This is a genomic window from Hyphomicrobium sp. (genome assembly GCF_047600905.1).
GTDB lineage: Bacteria > Pseudomonadota > Alphaproteobacteria > Rhizobiales > Hyphomicrobiaceae > Hyphomicrobium_B.
Window position 1 is genome coordinate 2,956,025 of the sequence record NZ_JASGKD010000001.1, and the last position, 22,334, is coordinate 2,978,358.

Annotated in this window: 18 protein-coding genes; 10 read left to right on the top strand and 8 right to left on the bottom strand. The window is 60.4% G+C overall.

The features are described 5' to 3' along the window. Positions 1-2: 2 nt before the first annotated feature. The 5 genes from QM780_RS14180 to QM780_RS14200 all read right to left on the bottom strand — a co-directional run bounded on the left by QM780_RS14180 (position 3) and on the right by QM780_RS14200 (position 8,180). Entirely contained in the window at positions 3-581 is a 579-nt protein-coding gene (locus tag QM780_RS14180) for a YceI family protein (protein WP_415071097.1), read from the bottom strand. After that, positions 578-1,159: a cytochrome b gene (locus tag QM780_RS14185; RefSeq protein WP_415071098.1), complete on the bottom strand. Its 582-nt coding sequence runs from the start codon at positions 1,157-1,159 to the stop codon at positions 578-580. Before QM780_RS14185 ends, QM780_RS14180 begins: the two co-directional genes overlap by 4 nt. 126 nt (positions 1,160-1,285) lie before the next feature. Further along, positions 1,286-2,173: a transglutaminase family protein gene (locus QM780_RS14190; RefSeq protein WP_415071099.1), complete on the bottom strand. Its 888-nt coding sequence runs from the start codon at positions 2,171-2,173 to the stop codon at positions 1,286-1,288. Next, positions 2,170-4,740, bottom strand: a complete 2,571-nt coding sequence (locus QM780_RS14195; protein ID WP_415071100.1) for a circularly permuted type 2 ATP-grasp protein — start codon at positions 4,738-4,740, stop codon at positions 2,170-2,172. The genes QM780_RS14190 and QM780_RS14195 overlap by 4 nt, the downstream gene beginning before the upstream one ends. A 137-nt stretch (positions 4,741-4,877) precedes the next feature. Further along, a complete protein-coding gene (locus QM780_RS14200; RefSeq protein ID WP_415071101.1) occupies positions 4,878-8,180 on the bottom strand; it encodes a DUF2126 domain-containing protein in 3,303 nt (1,100 codons plus the stop codon). Positions 8,181-8,498: 318 nt separating this feature from the next. Here QM780_RS14200 and QM780_RS14205 point away from each other — a divergent pair, with 318 nt between their 5' ends. The 9 genes from QM780_RS14205 (at position 8,499) to hutX (ending at position 15,043) form a co-directional block, all read left to right on the top strand. Next, positions 8,499-9,593 (top strand): putative zinc-binding metallopeptidase, encoded by a 1,095-nt coding sequence (locus QM780_RS14205; RefSeq protein ID WP_415071102.1) that lies wholly within the window; start codon positions 8,499-8,501, stop codon positions 9,591-9,593. Positions 9,594-9,902: 309 nt separating this feature from the next. Next, positions 9,903-10,463 (top strand): hypothetical protein, encoded by a 561-nt coding sequence (locus QM780_RS14210; RefSeq protein ID WP_415071103.1) that lies wholly within the window; start codon positions 9,903-9,905, stop codon positions 10,461-10,463. A gap of 53 nt (positions 10,464-10,516) precedes the next feature. Continuing rightward, on the top strand, positions 10,517-10,744 hold the full coding sequence (hemP, locus tag QM780_RS14215) for a hemin uptake protein HemP (protein WP_415071104.1): 228 nt from the start codon (positions 10,517-10,519) through the stop codon (positions 10,742-10,744). Between the two features lie 38 nt (positions 10,745-10,782). After that, positions 10,783-11,682 carry a heme/hemin ABC transporter substrate-binding protein gene (locus QM780_RS14220; RefSeq protein WP_415071105.1) on the top strand — a complete coding sequence of 300 codons (900 nt, stop codon included), beginning with the start codon at positions 10,783-10,785 and terminating at the stop codon, positions 11,680-11,682. Further along, complete coding sequence (locus tag QM780_RS14225; protein ID WP_415071106.1) at positions 11,679-12,764, top strand: FecCD family ABC transporter permease; 1,086 nt, start codon at positions 11,679-11,681, stop codon at positions 12,762-12,764. Before QM780_RS14220 ends, QM780_RS14225 begins: the two co-directional genes overlap by 4 nt. Before the next feature lie 3 nt (positions 12,765-12,767). Then, positions 12,768-13,589 carry a heme ABC transporter ATP-binding protein gene (locus QM780_RS14230; RefSeq protein WP_415071107.1) on the top strand — a complete coding sequence of 274 codons (822 nt, stop codon included), beginning with the start codon at positions 12,768-12,770 and terminating at the stop codon, positions 13,587-13,589. After that, entirely contained in the window at positions 13,586-13,999 is a 414-nt protein-coding gene (locus QM780_RS14235; protein WP_415071108.1) for a bleomycin resistance protein, read from the top strand. Before QM780_RS14230 ends, QM780_RS14235 begins: the two co-directional genes overlap by 4 nt. Before the next feature lie 235 nt (positions 14,000-14,234). Continuing rightward, the gene (locus QM780_RS14240) at positions 14,235-14,582 is read left to right on the top strand and encodes an antibiotic biosynthesis monooxygenase family protein (protein ID WP_415071109.1); all 348 of its coding nucleotides are present in this window, start codon (positions 14,235-14,237) and stop codon (positions 14,580-14,582) included. A gap of 5 nt (positions 14,583-14,587) precedes the next feature. Next, positions 14,588-15,043, top strand: a complete 456-nt coding sequence (hutX, locus tag QM780_RS14245; RefSeq protein ID WP_415071110.1) for a heme utilization cystosolic carrier protein HutX — start codon at positions 14,588-14,590, stop codon at positions 15,041-15,043. A 91-nt stretch (positions 15,044-15,134) separates the two neighbouring features. On the opposite strand, the gene QM780_RS14250 is transcribed toward hutX, so the two are convergent. The 3 genes from QM780_RS14250 to QM780_RS14260 form a co-directional block, all read right to left on the bottom strand. Continuing rightward, positions 15,135-16,508 carry a sensor histidine kinase gene (locus tag QM780_RS14250; protein WP_415071111.1) on the bottom strand — a complete coding sequence of 458 codons (1,374 nt, stop codon included), beginning with the start codon at positions 16,506-16,508 and terminating at the stop codon, positions 15,135-15,137. Beyond that, positions 16,495-17,172 (bottom strand): winged helix-turn-helix domain-containing protein, encoded by a 678-nt coding sequence (locus QM780_RS14255; protein ID WP_415071112.1) that lies wholly within the window; start codon positions 17,170-17,172, stop codon positions 16,495-16,497. The genes QM780_RS14250 and QM780_RS14255 overlap by 14 nt, the downstream gene beginning before the upstream one ends. Before the next feature lie 139 nt (positions 17,173-17,311). Continuing rightward, the gene (locus tag QM780_RS14260; protein ID WP_415071113.1) at positions 17,312-18,577 is read right to left on the bottom strand and encodes a multidrug effflux MFS transporter; all 1,266 of its coding nucleotides are present in this window, start codon (positions 18,575-18,577) and stop codon (positions 17,312-17,314) included. A 589-nt stretch (positions 18,578-19,166) separates the two neighbouring features. Between QM780_RS14260 and QM780_RS14265 the strand changes: the two genes are divergently transcribed. After that, positions 19,167-22,328, top strand: a complete 3,162-nt coding sequence (locus tag QM780_RS14265) for an efflux RND transporter permease subunit (protein WP_415071114.1) — start codon at positions 19,167-19,169, stop codon at positions 22,326-22,328. The last annotated feature ends 6 nt before the right edge of the window (positions 22,329-22,334 follow it).

The window sequence follows — 22,334 nt, forward strand, 5'->3', positions numbered from 1 at the left end:
ACTTATTGACGGATGCCCTCGATATTGAGGATCAATTCGACATCCTTGGTCGCGGGTCCGAGGTTGCGCAGGATGCCGAAGTCGGCGAGCGTGATCTTCGTCGTGCCGATGAAGCCATCGCGATAGCCGCCCCAAGGATCCTTGCCGCCGCCGACGTGATCTGCTTCGATCACGACCTCCTTCGTGACGCCGTGCAGCGTCAGATTGCCGGTGACCGTGGCCTTGTTCGGCGCCGTGGATTTGATGCTCGTGCTTTCGAACTTCGCGGTCGGGTATTTATCCGTGTCGAGGAGATCGGCGGCGCGAAGATGCTTGTCTCTGAGCGCGAGGTTCGTGTCGATGCTGGTCGTATCGATATCGACTGAGACCTTGGACGCGTCCGGGTTTTTGTCGTCAAATGAGAATGTGCCTGAGAATTTGTCGAAGCGTCCGATGATCCAGCTGAAGCCGAGATGGCTTACCTTGAAGGTGATCGACGCGTGAGCGTTGTCGGTGTCGATCTTATAGTCGGCGGCCATCGCAGGCGCCGACATGGCGAATGCTGCAAACGATGCGGCGAACGCTGCGTATTTGAACGTCATAGGTCGTTTTCCTTTTTAGAGCTGCGCGATGGATTAGAAGGGCCCGACCACATGCGCGACATGATCGGGCTTTTGTCGATGAAGTGATGCTTGAGCGCCGCAAGGGCGTGAACGGCGGCGAGAGCCATCGTCGCGTAGGCCAGGATGCGATGGACGTTGCCTGCAGGCGTTTCGAGGCCGGGCATTTTTATGATCGCCGGAACGTCGAACCAACCGAAGACGCTGATCGGGCTGCCATCGGCCGTCGAGATCAAATAACCGCTGAGCAACAGCGCGAGCAGGAGCACGTAGAAGCTCCAATGGACGGCGAATGACGCTTTGCGCTCGAAGGGAGAGAGTTCCTGGTCCGACGGCTTCGGATTGAGAACGCGCCAAAGCCAACGGATCGGAAGCGCAAACAATAAGATCATTCCGACACCGCGATGAATATCGGGCGCCGAGTTGTAGTAGGGGCTGTAGTAATCGAGCTTGACCATCCAATATCCGAGGCCGAACATCGCGATGATTGCGATCGCCATCAGCCAATGGAACAAGCGAGAGACAAGCCCGTAGCCGTCAGATGTGTCACGTATAAGCATGGCATACCCATTGCGCGCATCAAGCGCTCCCTCGCCGGCTGCCGGAGAGATGCGAATGGGCAGTAGCGATTTTCAAGAGGGCACAAAGAAGGAATTGCCGCGGCGGTTCGCCGTCGTGGTCAGACTTCAGCCTGCGGTTGCGTCGGCGACCATATTGACATCGACGCCGACATCGACGGAATGCTCGCCGCCGCCACGCAAGACCCCGCTTATGGGACTGATGTCGTCATAGTCGCGGCCAATGGCCACCGTCACGTGCTCGTCGCGAACGAGAATACCGTTGGTCGGATCGAGATCGACCCAGCCGTATTCGGGAGACCACACGGAAATCCAGGCGTGCGAAGCATCGGCGCCTTGAAGCTTCGGCCGGCCGACGGGCGGGTGGGTGTGAAGATAGCCGCTGACGTATCGTGCCGGAATGCGCAACGAGCGGAAACACGCCAGCGCAAGATGAGCAAAATCCTGACAGACGCCACGACGCATGGCGAACACTTGCGTCACCGGAGTTGATACGTCGGTGGCGTGCGGATCGAACTTGAAATCGTTGTAGATCCGCATGACGAGATCCATCGCGCCGTCGAGAACCGGGCGCGCCGGGGGAAACGAGTGCGCGGCGTAATCGGCGATTTCAAGAGTGGGAATCGTCAAGCGTGAAACGCAACGGAACAGCAACGTGCCGACATCTCGATCGTTGGTGGCGCGGAGGTGATAATCGAGATCGTCCCATGCCGTCGTCGCCGCTAGGTTGAGCATCGGCGGCGGCGACTTCTCGACGGTGCTGCGCGCCACCAAGACCAGCTCCTTATGGGGCTCCTCGATATCAAGAATGACATAACTGTTGCCCAGCGAATCGATTCCATCCTGGCGCGAGGCAGGCGCGGGCTCGACCAGCAAGCTGTGATGACGAACGATCTGACCCGGCATCGCGCGGGGCGACATGTGGACGAGGTGCAGCGACTGCACGACCGTCGAGCGGTAGCGATAATGGGTCTTATGGACGATATCGAAAATCATATCGAAGGATCGACCCTGGTGTGCGCGCGATGCGGTGCTTCATCCATGACATTGAAGAAGCGGCGCGAGATCTCGTTCGATAATTCGGGCAGCATGTCGAGCTGATCCATCAGCAGGCGCTCGAGCATCGTGCCTTGATCGTGCTTGGCCATCGCCTCGACGTCGGCCAGCCGGATCGAGGTCAGAAGCGCAAGGATGAGCCGGCGGTCTTCGGAAAGCGCGGAGCCTTGTGAGGAATCCGGCAGGCTTTCGAGATGCCGTGCGATCGCCGACAATTGATAGGCGAGGCTGCGCGGGTTTGCTTCATCGAGCAGGAGCAGATCGAGCACCAAAGCCAGCATCGGATCGAGACGGTAGCGCGAACGATAGGTGATGAAGCTATCGGCGAGTTCGAGAAGCAGCAGCAGGCTGCTCGACATTTCTTCCTGATCCGGAACCGGAATGAACAGGGTCAGGATCGCTTCGCTCAGGTTTTGGGCCCGTTCGATGCGGCGTCCCATATCAAGGAACGACCAACCGAAATTGCGCGTCATGTTCTCGTGCATGAAGCCGTTGAAGGCGGCGATGGCAGTGATGCCTTCATCGAGCAGATCGAGAATTTCGACGGGGTGGGCGGCGCTCAAGGCTTTGCGCCACGTTTCTCCGGCGCGGAACTTGCTCAACGTCTGCCAGGCTTCGAGCGAAAGACGGTCGCGAACGAGATGGGCAACGCGATAGAGACCGTCGAGCGTGCGTTCGAGCGTGCGCGATCCGACGCCCGATGTGATGAGGCTTCGGCAAAGGCGCTCGATTTCCGCATCGGGCGGCATTTCCCGCGTACCTGTCAATTGGCTCAGGTCCTTGCCGAGCAGGACTTCAAGGCACTTGCGCGCGGCGCGACGGCCGGTGTCCGGGCCGCTGTCTTCCTCGACGCGGCGGAGCGCACCGCGCAAGACGCGCATGGTCCAATCAGCGCGCTCGCTGTAGCGGCCGAGCCAGAAGAGATCGTCGGCGACACGGCTTTGAATGACGCGCTGCGAGCGCTCGACGCGTGCCGTCGCGAGCATCGGCCGCCAGAGACTGATATGAGGCGCCTGTTCGCCTTCGCCGAGCACCCAGACGTCGCGGGTTTGACCGTCGGGCGCGCTCAAGGCTACGGCACGATCCTGGGCTATGCTCATCGCGAGGCCGCCGGGCATCACCTGGTAGCCTCCGGATGCCGTCCGCGAAACGTAAAGCCGAACGGCGAACGGTTTGGGTGCAAGACCGTCAGGGCCGTAAACGGGCGCTGAGCTGAAACCGATCCGTTCTTCGGCAACGAGCGTCGCGCCGTGCAGCGTGATTTCGCGTTTCATTCTCTCGCGATCGGATGTCGAGAGAGCCCGCGCTTCCCAGCCGAGCGCCGCCTGTCCCGGGCGGCCGGTGCCCTCCTGGGCTTTGCGGATGGTGAAGCGATCGGGGTTGGCGAAAAGGTCTTCGCGCGCGGCGGCATTCCCCAGCCAGCGGCGTGGAGCGTCCTGAAGCTCGAGATCTTCGCCCAGGATAAAGCGGGCAAGCTGCGGCAGGAATGGCCCGAGGCCGCGGTTTTGCGCGAGCGCGGTGCCGATGGCGTTGACGATGATGTGCGGAGACTTGCGGCAAACGCGAAGCAAGCCCGAAGGACCGATGAAGCCCGTCGGATCGAGCTCCAAGGGATCGCTCGACTTGCCGCTGATGCAGCGGACGATCAGATCGAGTTCTTTCAGACCCTCGAGCGTCTTCAGGTAGACCTGCGTGTTCCTGGTCTTGAGATCATGCCCCTCAACGATCAGGTAGCCGAGATAGCGGGCGAGATAGGCGTGAGAGAAATAATCCTCATGATACGGACCCGGCGTCAGCAGGGCGATGCGCGCATTCTCGCGGCCGCTGTGCAGCGTCAGCGTCGATTGCAGCTCCTGGAAATAAGGCGCCAGTCGGCGAGCGTTGCAATCCTTGAAGATGTCGCCTGCGACGTGCGTGTGGACAACGCGATTGGCGAGCGCGAATCCGATGCCAGCCAGCGTCTCGGTGTGATTGTCGATCACGCGCCATTTGCCGTCGTCGCCGCGGGCCAGGTCGGCAGCGTAAAACATCAGGCCGCCGCCATTCGGCAGGATGCCCCGGCAGGGCACGAGATAAGCTGGATCGGAGAACAGCAACTCGGCTGGGATCATACCCTCGCGGACCAAATTCTGTTCGCCGTAGACATCGTTGAGGATGGCGTCGAACAGTCGCGCGCGCTGGATGAGAGCACGTTCCAGACCTTGCCACTCCGCTGCAGAGATGACGATCGGAAGAAGATCGAGCGACCAGCGCTGCGCCGGGGTATTGGGATCGGCGAAGATATCGTAGGCGATGCCCGTCTCGCGGACGCGACGCGCCAGCCGCGTGGCGCGCAGATCCCGTTCGGCGGCGGTCAGTTCCGCCAGTCCGTCGAGAAGCGGTCGCCAATGGCTCCGTGGCGCGCCCTGGCTATCCAGAAGCTCGTCAAAGCCGGCGCCCCGCGGACGCCGATAGGCGTTCAGGAGGTCGCTCAATGGTTCCGCTTTCACTGTCGCTGCTGCCGTCATTCCGACCGATCCACGCCGCGACGATCCCCCAAATCACCGTTTGAACATTGCCCACTATCATGCGTCGAATCGCGCACTGCAAGCGAAGCGGCGTTGCAAACCGGGGAACGGCGGCGAAAACTCACGGAGTGCGACTTTCAACCTGGGCTGCGTCGAAGGTCGAGAGTGCAGGGATAATCCGGGTTAACGCTCTCCGGCTTGACACGCATGGCGCCGGCCGTGTGGCCCTCGGCGTCGAATCGGGCCAAGCGGCGGCCTTCCGCTTCATAGGCGTTGATGGGGAAGACCTCGAAGTTCCGGCCGCCCGGATGAGCGACGTGATAGCGGCAACCTGCAATCGAACGCCCGGTCCAGGTATCGACCACGTCGAATGTCAGGGGAACGTGGGGAGGAATGGTCGGATGCAGCGCTGATGGCGGCCACCACGCCCGATAGCGGATGCCAGAAACGGCCTCTCCCCACACTCCGGTCGAAGCAAGCGGAAGCGGCCGGCCGTTGCACGTGACGACGTAGCGTTCGCCGGTTTGGCCTTTGATCTTCACCTCGACACGCTCAAGCGAAGAATCGACATAGCGCGCGGTTCCGCCGGCGGTGCTTTCTTCGCCCAGCACGTGCCAAGGTTCCAAAGCCTGACGCAGCTCGAGAGTGAGGTTATCGGCCGTAATGGTGCCGAACAACGGAAAGCGGAATTCGAAGTGCGGCCGGAACCATTCGAGTTCGATCGGGAGGCCGGTGGCTTTTAAATCGTCGACGACTGTCGCCAGATCGGCCCAGAGGTAATGCGGGAGCATGAAGCGATCGTGCAGGGCGGTTCCCCAGCGCACGAGTTTCTGGCGATAGGGCTTCTCCCAGAACATCACGATCAGGGCGCGAAGCAGTAGCTGCTGCGCCAAGCTCATGCGCGCGTGCGGCGGCATTTCGAAAGAACGGAATTCGACAAGGCCGAGGCGTCCGGTTGGCCCGTCGGGCGAATAGAGCTTGTCGATACAGATTTCGGCGCGGTGCGTGTTGCCGGTGACATCGACAAGCAGGTTGCGGAAAAGGCGATCGACGAGCCACGGCGGGATATTGCCCGCACCCGGATCCGGAACTTGAGAGAGGGCGATTTCGAGTTCGTAGAGCGACTCGTGCCGAGCTTCGTCGCTGCGCGGCGCTTGGCTTGTCGGCCCGATGAACATGCCAGAGAAGAAGTAGGACAATGCCGGATGATTTTGCCAGTATGCGATCACCGAAGCCAGCAGATCGGGGCGGCGAAGGAACGGGCTATCGGCGGGAGTGATGCCACCCAAGACAATATGATTGCCGCCGCCCGTTCCAGTGTGCCTGCCGTCGAGCATGAACTTTTCGGCGGAAAGACGGGCATTGTGTGCTTCTTCGTAAAGCGCGGTGGTGATGGCCGCCGAGCTTTCCCAGCTCGTTGACGGATGAATGTTGACTTCGATGACGCCGGGATCGGGCGTCACCTTGATGACGTTGAGGCGCGCATCCGACGGCGGATTGTAGCCTTCGATTTGAACAGGCACGCCGGTTTCTTTGGCGGCCTCTTCGACCGCGGCGATCAACGCCGCGTAATCCTCGGCGTCATAAAGCGGCGGCATGAACACGCAGACTGCGTTGTCGCGCGGCTCGATCGTCAGAGCGGTCCGAACCGAACCGGAAATTTCCGGCGCGAGGTTTGGCAACTGGTTCACGCGCGGGGCTTCGAGCGTCACCACCCGGCGCTGTTGCAGGAGGACCGTGCGCTCCGGCAGCGGCCGGCTCGGCCCCATCGGATCGCGCTCGATCACATGCGGATAGTCGATCGACGACACGACCGGGAAGGATTGCAGCGGCAGCCTGAAGCCCGCCGGCGAATCGCCGGGGATGAGAAAAAGCTGATCGCGCCGGATCGACCAACGCTCGGTTACCCAGCGGCGGCCACGGTCGGCGGTCTGCCACGCCTGGATCGGAAGCACGTAGCTCGCGGCAGTTCCGAGGCCGCGGTCGAAAACGCGGGCGATACGGGCGCGCTCGGCGGGATCTTCGAGCTTGTTGGCTTCAGCGGTGACGTTGATCGGCAGCTTGCGCTCGACAAGCAAGAAGTGGGCGGGATCTTCAAAGGCGGGCATGCCGCTATCGGGAGGAAGGCCCAGTTGCTTGCACAGCCCGCGCATCAGCCGTTCGGCGTCTTCGGGGCGAGCGGGGCGCGCAACGCTCTCGCTGACGATCAGATCCTGGTTCAGCCATAGCGGCTGGCCGTCGCCACGCCAATAAAGGGCGAATGCCCAGCGCGGGAGCTGCTCGCCCGGATACCACTTGCCCTGACCGTAATGGAGCATACCGCCCGGCGCAAAACGGCGTTGCAGGCGGCGGATGAGGTCATCGGCATAGCGCCGTTTGGTCGGGCCGACCGCAGCCGTATTCCATTCGGCGCCTTCCATGTCCTCGGCCGAAACGAAGGTCGGCTCGCCCCCCATGCTGAGGCGCACGTCACCTTTTCCAAGCCGTTCGTCGACCGACGCGCCGGTTTCGAGGATCGTTTTCCAGGTTTCGTCATCGTAGGGCTTCGTGACGCGCGGAGTTTCGCGGATTCGCGTCACCGCCATCACGAAATCGAACTCGACCTCTGCCTTCGTATGACCGCCGCTGATCGGCGCGGCGCTGACCGGGTGAGGAGCCGCTGCCAGCGGGATGTGGCCTTCCCCTGCGAGCAGACCTGACGTTGCATCGAGACCGACCCAACCGGCGCCCGGAAGATAGACTTCAGTCCAAGCGTGAAGATCGGTGAAATCCGAGTCGGCTCCGACGGGCCCGTCGAGCGATTTAACGTCGGGCTTCAGCTGAATGAGGTAGCCGGACACGAAGCGCGCAGCGAGGCCGACGTTGCGCAAAATCTGCGTGAGGAGCCACGCGCTGTCGCGGCACGAGCCGGACGCTTTGATAAGCGTTTCTTCCGGCGTCTGAACTCCCGGCTCCATGCGGATCAGATAGCCGACGTCGCCCTGCACCATGCGGTTCACATCGCAGATGAAATCGATCGTCGTTTGTTTTTTGGTGCTGACCTTTTCGAGATAGCGCTTGAGACTCGGGCCGACGGGATCCTTGACGAGGTAGGGCGCCAGTTCCTGCTTCAAATGATCGTCATACGTGAACGGCCAGTCCTTGGCGCTTTCCTCGATGAAGAAATCGAAGGGGTTGATGACGGCCATGTCGGCGACGAGATCGACGGTGACGGAAAATTCCGTCGTCTCCTCCGGCATGACGACCCGCGCCAGGAAGTTGCCGAACGGGTCTTGTTGCCAATTGAGAAAATGGGTTTTAGGCGTGATGGTGAGCGAATAACTCAGGATTGGGGTCCGGCAATGCGGCGCCGGCCGCAGCCTGATCACTTGGGGGCCCATCTGAACACGTCGGTCGTAGTGGTAGCTCGTCTTATGGGTCAGCGCGACATGGAGAACCATGGATGAGGCAGTATCCCTATTTGATCTCGCGATGGACGCCCCACGGGAGGGCGCTCGGCAACGAAATACACCCTTCTGCGTTACCGGTCGGAAAGTTGTGGTACAAGCCGACGGCAGCCTAAAAATCGCGCAGCAGATATTTATGCTTGATGATTGTGCAGATTGCCGAACAATTGGGGGCTTCGTGCGATATATAAGGGCAACGGTGTGACCTAACCGCAAAGCGACGTGAGCGAGGATTGCCCTGCCTCAAATGGGCCGGTTGGCATCAGGGAGGCGAGGCTGATTTTATCAGTGCAGGCGTAGCCAGGATCGAGAATGAAGAATTTTGCCTGCTCGAATTGCGGAAATACCGTCTACTTCGAGAACGTTAAGTGCGTGAATTGCGGGAGCACGCTGGGCTTCGACAGCGGGGAACTGTCGATTGTCGCCCTCGCCGACGCGGGGATGAGCGAGACGGCGCCAGACGTTCCGATCTTCCGCAAGCTCAATCCCGGACCCGATGACGTGGTGTTGCGGTATTGCGCCAATGCGGAGTTCGGGGTCTGCAACTGGCTGACACCCGAAAGCGAAAGCAACATCTTCTGCAAGGCGTGCGACCTCAATCGCATCATTCCCAATCTTTCCGAGCCGGGCAGCCTGCATGCCTGGCGCGCGCTGGAGCATGCGAAAAAGCGTCTGGTCTATTCGCTGTTGCGGTTCAGCTTGCCGTTCGACGGTTCGGCATCGAGCAAAGGTTCCCTGACGTTCGATTTCGTCCGCAACGCTTTGACCGGGCATCTCGATGGCGTCGTCACGATCGACGTCAGCGAAGCCGACGCCGTCGAGCGCGAACGGCAGCGCAAGCATTTCGATGAGCCGTATCGCTCGCTGCTGGGGCACTTGCGCCACGAGAGCGGGCATTACTATTGGATGGTGTTGGTCGACGAAGCGCAGCGCCTCGAAGAATTCCGCGAGATTTTCGGCGACGAGCGCGACGATTATGATGCGGCTCTGGCACGCCATCACAGCAGCGGACCGGCGCCCGACTGGCAAGAGCGGCATGTGTCGGCCTATGCCAGCGCTCATCCCTGGGAAGACTGGGCGGAGACGTGGGCGCATTATCTGCACATGGTCGATGCGCTCGATACGGCGGCGGCGGAAGGCATGGAAGGACATGGCCTGCGTCTCGACCTTCGAGACGACATTTACTCGACCGTGACTTTCGAAACTCTGATGGCGCGCTGGATTCCATTGACCATCGCTCTCAACAGCCTGAGCCGCAGCATGGGGCATGACGATTTTTATCCGTTCGTCATTCCGGGGTCGGCATATGACAAGCTGGCATTCGTCCATCGCGTCATTCACGGACGCGGTGAGCAACAGCAGCCGGCCGAAGCCGCGCCGGCCGAAACTTTAAACTTGACTCCATAAGTATACTTTCGCTTAATTGGCTATCTGCCATTTGCGGGGCCTTGAACCCCGATACTTTGGAAAGAAGCCTATGAAGCGCTCGCACCTCGCTGGTGAGCCGTTTGACGCGCGCGATGCGTCGAACACAGTGCTCGCCGCCTCCATGTTCGCGGCCTCGGTCGGAATGATTTGGGATCTCGCGACCGGACACGTTTCCGCATTCGACCGTATGCTGTCCGATTTTTCGGAGCGAGGCGATCGAGAATCGCCTGCCGCCATGGCGACGACGAAACATATCAATCTTTATCGATAACGCGCGGATCAACGGCAATGCGTAACAAGACAGCGAAACCCACGGACGGCGCAGCGCAGGGCGAGGATGTATGCGCCGGACATGCGTTGGGCTTTCCGCTTCGAAGCGAGCTCGGCTTTTCGCCGATCGAGAACGTGACCCTCGATGTGTTCCGTGCGGTCTGCGAGATTTACACCAGCGGGTCGGCCCAGCCATGGGAAATCGCCTGCAAGATTTCGGAAGAGAATCTCGGCTCCGGTGACGGTCCGGTTCTCGTGGCGCGTGTCACGGCGTTGCTGCGGGCTTTGCGCGCCGAGCGAAAAATCGGCTTCTCTTATCTGAGCATCGGCTGCCAGCACGTTTCGCCCGACGAACTTGCGGTCGCGGGTCTGCTCAAGGCAATGAGGTCGCGCGATGAGCATGGTGTTCAGCGCGGAATCATGCTGGCGCTCGACAAGCCGCAGACCTCGACCCGAACTCAAGCTGCCGCGCGGTCGCTCGCCGGACTGCAAATGCAGCTCGCGGCTTCGCACCTCAACGCGGGCGCCGAGGCCCAGGAATTCAAGGACCAGACCGTCCAAGCCGTTTATCTTCATTGAAGTGGACGTCGATTGCCATGTCTGCGTCTCAATCCACGCCTTCGACGGAAAGAATGTCAGCCAAAAAGCCGCTCGCCGGGCCAGTTTTTCGTCAAGGTGTAACCGGCCCGACCACGACTGCTCCGGCCGCCGACGGCCATCAGCGCGGAGCGTCGGGATGCAATGTCCGCTATCGAGTGGATGAACTTTTGAAGGGCGGACGCGAAGCGGTGCTCATTCATCGCGGTCAGGAATATCGCCTTCGGATCACTTCGACCGGCAAGCTCATTCTGACGAAATAGCCGATCTCAGTCGTATAATCATTGAGGACTTGACGAAGATGCGCGTGGCGACACGTTTTTTCATCATCGCAGGCGCAGCCATAGCGCTCGCGGCACCGTCTCCATCGGACCGGAGCTATGCGGCCGACGCCGATAACACGCCACGCATTCTGTCGATCGGCGGCGATATCACGGAAATTCTTTATGACCTCGGACAACAGGACAAGGTCGTCGCAGTCGACACGACGAGTCTCTACCCTCCGAGCGCACTGAAAGAAAAGAAGTCGATCGGGTACATGCGCGCGCTTTCGGCCGAAGGCGCGTTATCCGTCAACCCGACGCTGATTATCGCGTCCGACGGAGCCGGTCCTCCCGAGGTCGTGCAGGCGCTGAAGAGCAGCGGCGTCCGCTATGTCGATATCGACGACAAGCCGACCGCAGAGGGCGTTCCCGACAAGATCCGCCACATAGGCAATATTGTCGGCGCGGACGATGCCGCGAAGACGCTTGCCGCAAAGATCGAAGCGGAATTCGCAACGCTCGAAAGCGATCGCAAGCAAATCAAGACGCGCAAGAAGGTGCTCTTCATTCTCGGTATTCAAGGCGGTCGGGCGACCGTTGCAGGAACGGGGACATCGGCGGATTCGGTGTTGCAACTGGCGGGAGCCGATAACGCGGCCGCCGGAGTTGCGGGATACAAACCCGTCAGCGACGAGCAATTGGCCGAGTTCGCTCCCGAAGCCGTCGTCCTCATGCGGCGAGGCGAGAGCGATCCGCATAAAGTGAAAGAGGCGTTGAAGCTACCTGGCCTCAGCCAGTCGCCGGCGGCGAAAACGAACAGCGTGATCGAGATGGACGGACTCTACCTTCTCGGCTTCGGTCCGCGTGCGCCTTCGGCGGCGCGCGATTTGATGAACGCGATCTACGCAGAGGGCGGTCACGCTGCCGCGACGCCGTGACGACGTTGGACACCAGGCTCGCGTGGCGTCAGTCATCCGTCAGACCGGCGCGCGCAAAAGTTTTCGCCGGCCTCGGCGCGCTTCTTCTCGTCGTCGCGGTGCTGTCGCTCTCAATCGGACCGACGGGAATATCGCTGGATGCGCTGCCGCGCGCAATCTCCGCTTCGCTCGGCTATACGGACGACGCCGCCGCGTCGCGTGATCGTCTCGTCCTTATCGATCTCAGATTGCCCCGAACGCTGCTTGCGGGCTTTGTCGGCGCAGCGCTCGCAATATCGGGCGCCATGATGCAAGGGCTTTTCCGCAATCCTCTCGCGGATCCCGGATTGATCGGTGTTTCCTCCGGTGCGGCGCTGGCCGCAATCGCGACCATCGTCCTTGGCCACGGAATTGCAGCGCCTCTGGTCGCGCCGCTTGGGATTTACGCGCTTCCGATTTCGGCGTTCTTCGGCGGACTGATCACGACCATGATCCTTGTGATGATCGCGGCGCGGCGCGGGCAGCTCGCCGTCGGGACCTTGCTACTTGCCGGTATTGCGGTCGGTGCATTGGCCGGCTCGATCAGCGGATTTATCGCCTACATCAGCGACGACCGCGAATTGCGCGATCTGACGCTGTGGTCGATGGGCTCGCTTTCGGGCGCAAGCTGGCAAAAGGTTTTTGCTATTGCGCCGTTCGCCGTCGCTCTCGCGCTGGTCGTGCCCGGCCTCACGCGCGGGCTCAACGGTTTTCTGCTCGGCGAGGCCGAGGCCATGCACCTCGGTATCGATACGGAGCATATCAAACGGATCACAGTTGCGGCAACCGCGGCAGCGGTCGGAGCTGCCGTGGCGGTCGCCGGTGTCATCGGTTTCGTGGGCCTCGTCGTTCCGCATGTGATGCGTTTGATTTCCGGGCCCGATCATCGTGTCGTGCTGCCAGGAAGCGCAGCGCTTGGCGCCGCGCTCGTGATCTTCGCCGACATCGTGGCGCGGATGGTTGTGCGGCCAGCCGAGCTTCCAATCGGTATCGTGCTTGCGCTCGTGGGTGCTCCGGTCTTTCTTCACCTCGTGCTGAGGCGCGGCGTGGGCGGATTGGAGTAGCGGATGCTCGAAGCGCGCAACATCACCGTCACGCGCGGCGGAAAAATGCTTCTCGCCGACGTTTCCGCCGCCATTGTGCCCGGGCGCCTGACGGCGGTAATCGGTCCGAACGGCGCGGGCAAATCGACATTGCTACGCGTGATGGCGGGAGAACTTCGCCCGACGGCGGGGTCAGTGTTCCTCGACGGCGTGAATATCCGCGACGTTCCAGTGGCTCAGTTGGCGATGCGCCGCTCGGTCGTGTCGCAATCGGTCAATCTTTCGTTTCCATTCACGGCGCTCGAAGTGGCGATGCTCGGCGTCACGGTGCCGGGATTTGGCGTGCGCGACCAGGAAGCGGCGGAGATGGCGCACAGAGCGCTACATGCTGTCGGGCTTTCCAACTTCGAAGCGCGCATGCTGCACGAATTATCGGGAGGCGAACGGCAGCGCGTGCATATCGCACGAGCGCTGTGTCAACTGAACGCCGCGCGCAGTGATCACAATGGGACTTCGGCGCTGCTGCTCGATGAGCCCACCGCAAGCCTCGATCTCAAACATCAGGGCGACGTGCTGTCCGTTGTCAAAGAACAGTCACGGAACGGGCGAGCGGTTCTGCTCGTCATTCACGATCTCAATCTTGCCGCAGCTTTTGCCGACGATGTCCTGCTAATGGCCGACGGCCGTATCGTCGGGCGCGGTAAGCCAAACGATGTCTTGAATGAGGACCTTCTCAGCCACACATTCGGGTGCCGACTAACGATCGAAGCGGCGAGCGACGGCAGGCGGCTGGTCGTTCCCGCGACAAGTACTCTCAAACTCAAGACGGGAGCGGCCGCAGAATGATGACATTGCCCGACGAACTCCAAGACAGCGGCGTCATCGTGCCGCTGGCCATTCCGGTGCTGATCTCGACCGATATCGCACATGCTGCCGAGACCTATGCCAGCAAGGGGTTCACGGTGGTGAACGCCGCGCACAATTACCTGATCCTACGTAGAAACGCTGTCGAGCTTCACGTCTCGGGTGTGACGCAAGTCCCCGAACCGCAGTGCGTATGCGCGTATATTCGCGTGAATGATGTTGACACATGGCACGCAGCCTTCAGGAACGGTCCTGCAAAGCGTCTTTCGGAGGTCGAGGACAAGCCTTGGGGGCTCAGAGAATTTCATTTCATCGATGACGACGGGAACCTTCTCAACATCGGACAGATGCTTCCGACGCATGAAGCGTTTTCATCGCGAATTGCGAGATAATGTTGACTTTTTACGTGCACAATTCTAGCGTCCGCTCGCCGTCATGCCGGGGACGCTTCATGCGGTTCATCTTTGAAGCTGGAACCCTTCACGCGGTATCACTTTTGTTTTCTGAAATGCGTCTTAGAGCCCAACTGACTTCCCGTCTCGCCGCTCTGAGATCATTGTAGCGGGCCGGTCGCCAGAAACCCCAGATCCGGCCCGCTACTCGAACGCCACATGGAAGGTACGTCCGATGTATATCGCTATGAATCGTTTCAAGGTTGAGCCCGGCGCGGAGAAAGATTTCGAGCAGGTCTGGCTGACGCGTGAGGTCAACCTGCACAAAGAGCCGGGTTTCATTTCGTTCCACTTGCTGCGCGGCCCGACCAAGGAAGATCATGTCCTTTACTCGTCGCACACCGTGTGGCGGTCGTTTGCGGATTTCGATGCCTGGACAAAATCGGATTCGTTCCGGAAATCACATTCCGGTGCCGGCTCGGCGAAGAAGCTCTATCTCGGCCATCCGGAATTCGAAGGTTTCGAGGTCATTCAGGAAGTCGGATCCGACGGCAAGTCGTCGGTCTTGGCCGCCGCCGAGTAAAGTCGATGGCCGGAACGTTGACATCGGAAGCCAGTGAGCGGCCATCCCTTCGCGAACGTCTTGCAAAAAGCGCAGACGGCATCCTGGAGCAAGTTGCCCGCGAGTACGGCGTCAGCACATTCGAAGCGGTCGAAGCGCTTCCCACTTCGCATCGCGCGATCGTGCCAGGAAGCGCATTCGAGAAAATTCTGGCGGCGCTGACGTCGTGGGGACCGGTCGTCTTCATCGTGCATACGCCGGATATCGTGCTCGAATGCGAAGGACCGATCCCGGCCGGGACTTTCGCTCGCGGGTATTTCAATCTTCACGGCGACAGTCCGATCGGCGGTCACATCAAGGCCGAGAACTGCACGTCGATTGCCTTCGTAATGCGGCCGGCGAAGCGATCTTCAAGATTTTCGTCCGCCGCGATGAAAAGCGAGACCTCATTGAAGAGCAGGTCAAACTCTTCGATGCGCTGAAGGCGAGCTTTGCGAGCTGATTGCGAATTCGCTTTGTGACACACGACAGAGGACGACGCATCGCCAATGCGTCGTCCTTATTCGTCTCTGATCACGCCGCAGGAAATCTTACTTCCGCTTTGAGCCCCGGCGCGTTGTCGGAAAGCGCAATCTTTGCGCCATGAAGCTCGACAATGGCTGCCACCAGGCTCAAGCCGAGACCGCTACCATCGGTCGATCGGGCGCGTTCCAATCGATAGAGACGCCGAAAGACATTCTGGCGCTCTTGCTCCGGAATGCCGGGCCCGGTGTCGGCGACACTTACGATGTAGGCGCCCGACTCAGCCGACAAGGTGATCGAAATCGCCGTATCGGCGGGACAATGGCGAATGGAATTTTCAACGAGATTTGCGAAAAGCTGGACCAGCAATTCTGGATCGCCGCGGACCTGAGCAGGACCGTCGCACGACGATGAATAGGAAAGCCGGTCGCCCGAATCTTCGGCGACGATGTCGTAGACATCACGCACATCAGCGAGCAGGGACGCCAAATCGACGGTTACGAAGCGTGATTTGCGGGCGCCGGCTTCTATCTGCGTGATCCGCAGAAGAGCATCGAACGTTTCGGAGATCGAATCTATATCGCCCAGCGCAGACTCGATAGCACCCTGGAACTCTTCCTTGGTGGCAGCCTGCCGGCGGGCATCATCGAGGCGCTGCCGCAGCCGTCCCAGCGGCTTTTTCAAATCGTGCGCAATATCGGAGGAAGACTGATTTACGTTTTCGATGAGACGCTGCAGGTTGCCGAGCATGCCGTTGACCTGCATCGCAACCTGATCGATATCGTCCTGCTGGCCAGATGTCGGAACGCGCGCTGCAATTTCGCCCTTCGAGACGCGCGCAAGCGGCCGCGCAAACGCATCGATCCGATGCTGAGTTTCACGCGCAAAATAAGTGGCGCATAGAGCGATCGCCAGAAATGCGGCCAGCAAGCCGTAGCCAAGCAGCTTTTTGAGAAAAGATTTCATCTGCTTGACTTCGCTGTTGTCGCTCCCGACCAACAGTTTGCCTTTGAGAAGCGGGCGCCAGATCGCTAAAAATTCATCGTCCGGCTCGCCGCGATCGAGCGTGAGAAAAAGATCGGCGCGCTTCAGGGTCATCCATTGATTGGAATCCTTTACGCCGCGAACATTTCCGGCGAGAAAATTTCCGTTCTTGTCGACGAGTTCAACGATGAAATCGGGATCGCGGACGGATTCGCTTTCGCTGGCAACGAGCGTGACCAGATCATCAAAGGTGCGTTCGCCGTCGAGAGCCGCAAGCGAGTCAAGCGTGGTCTCGACACGGTCGCGGATATCGGCAACGAGCCGCGCGCTGGCGACGAGGTAGACGACGGTAAAAAGCGCCAGGATCGTCGTGATGAAAAATAGCGAGAATGTTACCGCCAAGCGAAACGGCGTGCGCTTCAGGAGATCACGAACCGTCATGGACCGTGTATCCGCTCCCGCGAATGGTGTGGATCAGCTCCTTGCGATAGGGCTTGTCGATCTTGGCCCGCAACCGCGAAATGTGGGTCTCGACGACGCTCGTCTTGGGATCGAAGTGGAAACTCCAGACGCGTTCGAGAAGCATCGTGCGTGTGACGACGCGGCCGCGATTGCGCATCAAAACCTCAAGGAGGCGAAACTCTCGCGGCTGAAGATCGATGACATCGCCGCCGCGCGTGACCTTGCGGCTGACGAGATCGATTTCAAGATCGCCCACCTTGAGTCGGGTTTCCTCGCCTTTGGTGTGTGGGCGGCGGGCCAGTGCGTTGACACGAGCAAGCAACTCGGAAAACGCGAACGGCTTGACCAGATAGTCGTCAGCACCGGCATCGAGACCTTCGACGCGATCATCGACGCCGCCGAGAGCCGTTAAGAACAGGACAGGCACGCCGCGACCGGCACTTCTGATGGTCTTTATGATCGCGAGACCGTCGAGGCTCGGCAGCATGCGGTCGAGAATGATGACGTCGTAATTTTCCGCGACCGCCTGGGCGACGGCGTCGCGGCCATCCGCCAAGTGATCGACGGTGTGGCCCTCCTCCTCCAGACCTTTTAATATGTAGGCTGCGGTATTCAGATCGTCTTCAAGCAGAAGAATTCTCATGCTCGTCTCGCCTCGCACATCGCGAATCTGGCGGTCAGCATCAACATGACCAGCGCCAGCATTTAGTATAGGACGGCTGCGGAGGCCACGGCTGCGAGAGATTTTGGGCGTCCGTTACCAAAATTTTAGGCTCACCGCCTCAGGCCGGGTGATTGCGGCCGAAAAGGCCCGACGGCCCTTCGATGGCAAGCACGATAAGCCCGGCGATCAAGCTGCAAATCGCAAATCCGGCGGCTATCGGGAGGATCGTGCCGTCGAATGCGCGCGCCACAAGCCCGCCGGCCGCGGCGCCAATCGCGGTGCTCAATGCGCCGATGATCGATGATGCCATACCAGCGTTGTGGCCCTGCGGCTCCATGGCGATGGCGTTGAAGTTCGGCGCGATCAGCCCGAACAGAAAAAAGCTCGTTCCGACGGCCAACGCGAACACGACGAAGCCAGCGACGCCGAGCGAGGTGGCCACTGCGAGGAGCGCGGAGACGATAATAAATCCGAGCAATGCGGTGTGAGAAACCCGGCGCATGCCCAGTCTGCCGACCAATCGCGCGTTGACGAACGATGCGACGGCAATTGCCGAGGCGATGGCACCAAAGACCACCGGAAAGATATCGCCCATGCCGAACACTTCGACAAAGACCTGCTGGGCGCTGGCGACGTAGGCGAGCAGGCAGCCGAACATGAAGCCGCCGGCGGCGCCGTAGCCCGCCGTCAGGGGATTGGATATCGCAAGCAAGAAGGAGTGGCGAAGATCCATCGGTCGCTCGATGCCGAGCGCCGGACGGGCGGTTTCGGGCAATCGCAAAGCCGACCATACCGCGGCGACAGTTGCCATCACCAGCAGCACGAAAAAGATCCAATGCCAGTTACCAATGTGCGTCAATGCCTGGCCAACGGATGGCGCAAGAACCGGTATGGTGATGAAGATCATCATGGTGAAAGACATCACGCGCGCCATTTGCCGGCCGGCATAAAGGTCGCGAATGACGGCGATGGCGATGATGCGCGGCGAGGCTGCTCCGATGCCTTGAACGCAGCGGGCGATCAACAGAACGTCGAAGGTGCGAGCCCATAGCGCGCCGATCGTGCCAACGATGAAAACGGCGAGCCCGAGCATCAGAATGGGCTTTCGTCCGTAGTGATCGGAGAGCGGCCCGAAGAAAATCTGGCCGACCGCGAATCCCGCCATGTAGAGGACGACGATGAGCTGGCGGTCATTCTCATTCGTGACGTTGAACGTCGAAGCGATCTCGGGCAGCGCCGGCAGCATGATGTCGATCGAAAGTGCCGTCATCGCCATCAGGCAGGCACTAAGACAGACAAATTCGAGAAACGAGATCGTGAGCCTCTCGGACGGCTCATCGGGGCGAGACGCTACCGTCTGCGTCCCGCGCTCTGACGTGGACATCTTGTATTCCTGAAATGGGTTTCGCCGGGAGGGAAATGAAGCCGTGCCTAGGTCCCAAGCGGCGCGAAAATGCGGCATTCAGTTGAATGTCGCGCAGGCGCGGGGATTAGCATGCAGTTTCGACGTCGTCATCTGCGCGGCGAGTTCGAGCGGATCGGATAAAGCTCCCGATGGCCACCGACACCGCGTGTCGGCGATCTGCTCAGTTTTCAAATTTTACAAGATCGGGCGAGCATGCAACGGCCCATCGGGACATTCGCTAGAGAAAATGATGTGCAGGACAATTTCTCGAGCTTGCCATAAGGGTATGCAGGCTTCGACTGCCGAGGCATATCGCCACGGCCAAATGGCTTCAAAATATTTGCGAGAAATCGGGCGCTGAGCGAAGTCGCGGAGAATGTTCAAAAATCCGGAGCCTGTCTCCGTTATTTCGTTAAACCCATAGTTTCATTGGCGAACGCGGCACGGAAATCAGCCCAGAACCTGCTTGAGATCAGGGCGGCTTCGGTCTTTAAGACTTATCGGGCTCCAGGGGAGAGAGCCCAACTGCCGGCAATTGATGGCTCCCGCGCTTCAGCACGGATGACGCATGGTCAATTTCTTCATTCACCGGCCGATCTTTGCATCTGCAATCGCCGTCATCATGGTGCTTGCGGGTGCCATTTGCTATTTCCTGCTGCCGGTTTCCCAGCTCCCTGACGTCACGCCGCCGCAAGTCGTTGTCAGCGCCATCTATCCCGGCGCAAGCGCCCAGGTCGTCGCCGATACTGTCACCACGCCGCTCGAACAGCAGATCAACGGCGTGGAAGGCATGACCTACATGTCGTCGTCGAGTTCGAACGACGGATCCTCGACGATCACGATCACGTTCGACGTCGGATATCCGCTGAGCATTGCGGCGGTGGACGTTCAGAACCGGGTGTCCGAAGCCGCCTCGTCGCTGCCGCCGATCGTCAATCAGGCCGGCATCACAATCAGGAAGCAAAATCCCAACTTCGTGCTGATCGTCAACCTGACGTCACCGGACCACTCGGTCGACCCGGTCGCGCTTAGCAACTACGCGTATCTGCAGATCGTCGATCCGCTCAAACGGCTGCAGGGCGTCGGCGATGTCCAGATCTTCGGCGAACGGCGCTATTCGATGCGCGTCTGGCTTGATCCCGACAAGCTTTCGCAGCTCGGCATCACGGCCGTCGATGTGCAGAACGCGGTTGCCGAGCAAAACGTCCAAGTTGCCGCCGGCAAAATCGGGCAATCGCCTGCGCCCCCGGGCACGCCGTTCGAGATGCAGATCAACGCCACGGGCCGGCTCAGCAGCCCCGAGGAATTCGGCAACATCGTGCTCCGGGCCAATCCTTCGTCAGGCGCGATCGTCCGGCTTCGCGACGTCGCGCGCATCGAGCTTGGCGCGCTGCAGTACTCATCGAGCGCGTTCTTCGGCAAAGACCCGTCGGTGGTGCTTGCCGTGTTTCAGATGCCGGGTTCGAACGCGCTCGATCTGCAAGAGCGCGTGCTCAACAAGATGCAGGAGTTGTCGAAGCGATTCCCGAAAGGCATATCGTACGCGATGCATTACGACACGACGCGCTTCGTGTCGGCGGCGATGCATGATGTGATCTTCACACTGCTTGAAGCGTTGGCGCTGGTCGTTCTCGTCGTCTACATCTTCCTGCAAAGCTGGCGAACGACAATCATTCCGACGATCGCCATTCCGGTGTCGCTGATTGCGACGCTCGTGATCATGGAAGCCGTCGGCTTCTCTCTCAATATGCTCAGCCTGCTCGGCATGGTGCTGGCGATCGGTCTTGTCGTCGACGACGCGATCGTGGTCGTCGAGAACGTGGAGCGGCAGCTCGAGAACGGGCTGAAGCCGATGGACGCGGCGTTGAAGGCGATGTCGGAAGTGACCGGCCCCATCATCGCGACGACCGGCGTGCTGATGGCGGTGTTCATTCCGGTCGCCTTCATCCCAGGCGTTTCCGGCCGGCTCTATAATCAATTCGCGTTGACGGTTGCGATTTCGGTCGGCCTTTCAGCCTTTAACTCTCTGACGCTCAGCCCAGCGCTGGCGGCGGCTTTCCTTCGCCATAAACCGCCCTCGCAGTTTTTTGCCTTCCGCTGGTTCAATGCCGGGTTCGAGCGGCTGTCGCATGGCTACGCCCATCTTGTCCGCTTCCTTATCCGCATTCGCTGGCTGATGCTGATGCTGTTCGTCGGCATTTTGGCGGCCACCTATTTCATCGCGCAGCGGGTGCCGTCGACGTTTCTGCCGGTCGAAGACCAAGGCTACTTCTTCGTCGTGGTTCAGCTTCCCGATGGCGCGTCGCTGGAACGAACCGATGCGGTTGCGAAGCAAGTCAGAGATATCCTCGAGAGCACACCCGGGGTCGACATCGTCGGCTCGATCAGCGGTCTCAACTTCCTGACGAACGCCGCGCAATCGAATTCGGCGGTCGAATTCGCAATCCTGAAGCCATGGGACGAACGGCCGCCAGAGCAAAGCGCCTCCAATCTCGTGGCGCAGGTGCGCGGCAAGTTGCTGATGATTCCCGATGCCTTCGCGCTGAGCTTCGATCCGCCATCGATTCCCGGTCTCGGCACCACAGGTGGCTTCGAATTCCAGGTCGAAGACCTGACGGGACGCGGCAGCCAGGCTTTGAGCGATGCCACGCAAGCGCTGATCGCGGAGGCGCGCAAGCAGCCCGAACTCGATCCGCAGCAGCTTTTCACCTCGTTCTCGACGTCGACACCGCAGTTCAAATACGATCTCGACCGTTCGAAAGCGAAGCTGCTTGGCCTCAATCTGCCGGACGTGTTCAATACGCTGCAGATCTATCTCGGCTCGCTCTATGTCAACGACTTCAACCTGTTCGGCCGCACCTTCCGGGTGACGCTGCAGGCGGACAAGGCGTCACGCTCGTCGCCATCGGATCTATCGAAGCTCTATGTGCGCAACGACACCGGTGGCATGGTTCCGCTCAGCACGCTCGGTTCCTTGAAGCCGATCGTCGGTCCGGAAACCGTACCCCATTACAACAACTACGCATCGGCTCTGATCAACGGCGGTCCGGCGCCAGGTTACAGCACGGGGCAAGCAATCGCCGCCATGGAGCGAGCCGCAGCAACTGCTCTGCCGAGAGATTTCAGCTTCGAATGGACGGGCATCACCTTCCAGGAGCTCAAAGCCGGTTCGATTGCGATCATGGTCTTCGCGCTCGCGAGCGTGTTCGTGTTCCTGATCCTTGCCGCGCAGTACGAAAGCTGGTCGATGCCGTTCATGGTCCTGCTGGCAGTGCCGCTCGCCCTGTTCGGCGCGCTGCTGGCGATCTGGGTTCGTCACATGCAGATCGACGTCTATTCGCAGATCGGGTTCGTGATGCTGATCGGGCTCTCCGCGAAGAACGCCATTCTGATCGTCGAGTTCGCGAAGAGGCGGCGGCTTGAAGGATTGTCGATCGTCGAAGCCGCGATGGAGGCGGGGCGTCTCAGGCTGCGTCCGATCCTTATGACGGCTTTCGCCTTCATTCTCGGCGTCGTGCCGCTGATGATTGCCAGCGGCGCCGGCGCGGCCAGCCGTCAATCGATCGGAACGACCGTGTTCGGCGGCATGCTGGCGGCGACGCTGCTGACGCTGCTGTTCGTGCCGGTGTTCTACGCCATCATCGAAACGTGGCGCGAGGGCCGCGACGCCGACAAATCCGGCGAGGCCGAAGCTGCGCACGGTCCCTCGAAGCCCGTTGCTGCTGAATAGAAGAGG

Bases quoted from the DNA above. Each gene is read 5' to 3' on its own strand.
- QM780_RS14265 (WP_415071114.1), top strand. From the start codon at position 19,167: ATGGTCAATTTCTTCATTCACCGGCCGATCTTTGCATCTGCAATCGCC.
- hutX (WP_415071110.1), top strand. From the start codon at position 14,588: ATGGCCGGAACGTTGACATCGGAAGCCAGTGAGCGGCCATCCCTTCGC.
- QM780_RS14220 (WP_415071105.1), top strand. From the start codon at position 10,783: ATGCGCGTGGCGACACGTTTTTTCATCATCGCAGGCGCAGCCATAGCG.
- QM780_RS14200 (WP_415071101.1), bottom strand. From the start codon at position 8,180: ATGGTTCTCCATGTCGCGCTGACCCATAAGACGAGCTACCACTACGAC.
- QM780_RS14235 (WP_415071108.1), top strand. From the start codon at position 13,586: ATGATGACATTGCCCGACGAACTCCAAGACAGCGGCGTCATCGTGCCG.
- QM780_RS14250 (WP_415071111.1), bottom strand. From the start codon at position 16,508: ATGACGGTTCGTGATCTCCTGAAGCGCACGCCGTTTCGCTTGGCGGTA.
- QM780_RS14190 (WP_415071099.1), bottom strand. From the start codon at position 2,173: ATGATTTTCGATATCGTCCATAAGACCCATTATCGCTACCGCTCGACG.
- QM780_RS14255 (WP_415071112.1), bottom strand. From the start codon at position 17,172: ATGAGAATTCTTCTGCTTGAAGACGATCTGAATACCGCAGCCTACATA.
- hemP (WP_415071104.1), top strand. From the start codon at position 10,517: ATGTCAGCCAAAAAGCCGCTCGCCGGGCCAGTTTTTCGTCAAGGTGTA.
- QM780_RS14260 (WP_415071113.1), bottom strand. From the start codon at position 18,577: ATGTCCACGTCAGAGCGCGGGACGCAGACGGTAGCGTCTCGCCCCGAT.
- QM780_RS14240 (WP_415071109.1), top strand. From the start codon at position 14,235: ATGTATATCGCTATGAATCGTTTCAAGGTTGAGCCCGGCGCGGAGAAA.
- QM780_RS14210 (WP_415071103.1), top strand. From the start codon at position 9,903: ATGCGTAACAAGACAGCGAAACCCACGGACGGCGCAGCGCAGGGCGAG.
- QM780_RS14195 (WP_415071100.1), bottom strand. From the start codon at position 4,740: ATGACGGCAGCAGCGACAGTGAAAGCGGAACCATTGAGCGACCTCCTG.
- QM780_RS14205 (WP_415071102.1), top strand. From the start codon at position 8,499: ATGAAGAATTTTGCCTGCTCGAATTGCGGAAATACCGTCTACTTCGAG.
- QM780_RS14185 (WP_415071098.1), bottom strand. From the start codon at position 1,159: ATGCTTATACGTGACACATCTGACGGCTACGGGCTTGTCTCTCGCTTG.
- QM780_RS14230 (WP_415071107.1), top strand. From the start codon at position 12,768: ATGCTCGAAGCGCGCAACATCACCGTCACGCGCGGCGGAAAAATGCTT.
- QM780_RS14180 (WP_415071097.1), bottom strand. From the start codon at position 581: ATGACGTTCAAATACGCAGCGTTCGCCGCATCGTTTGCAGCATTCGCC.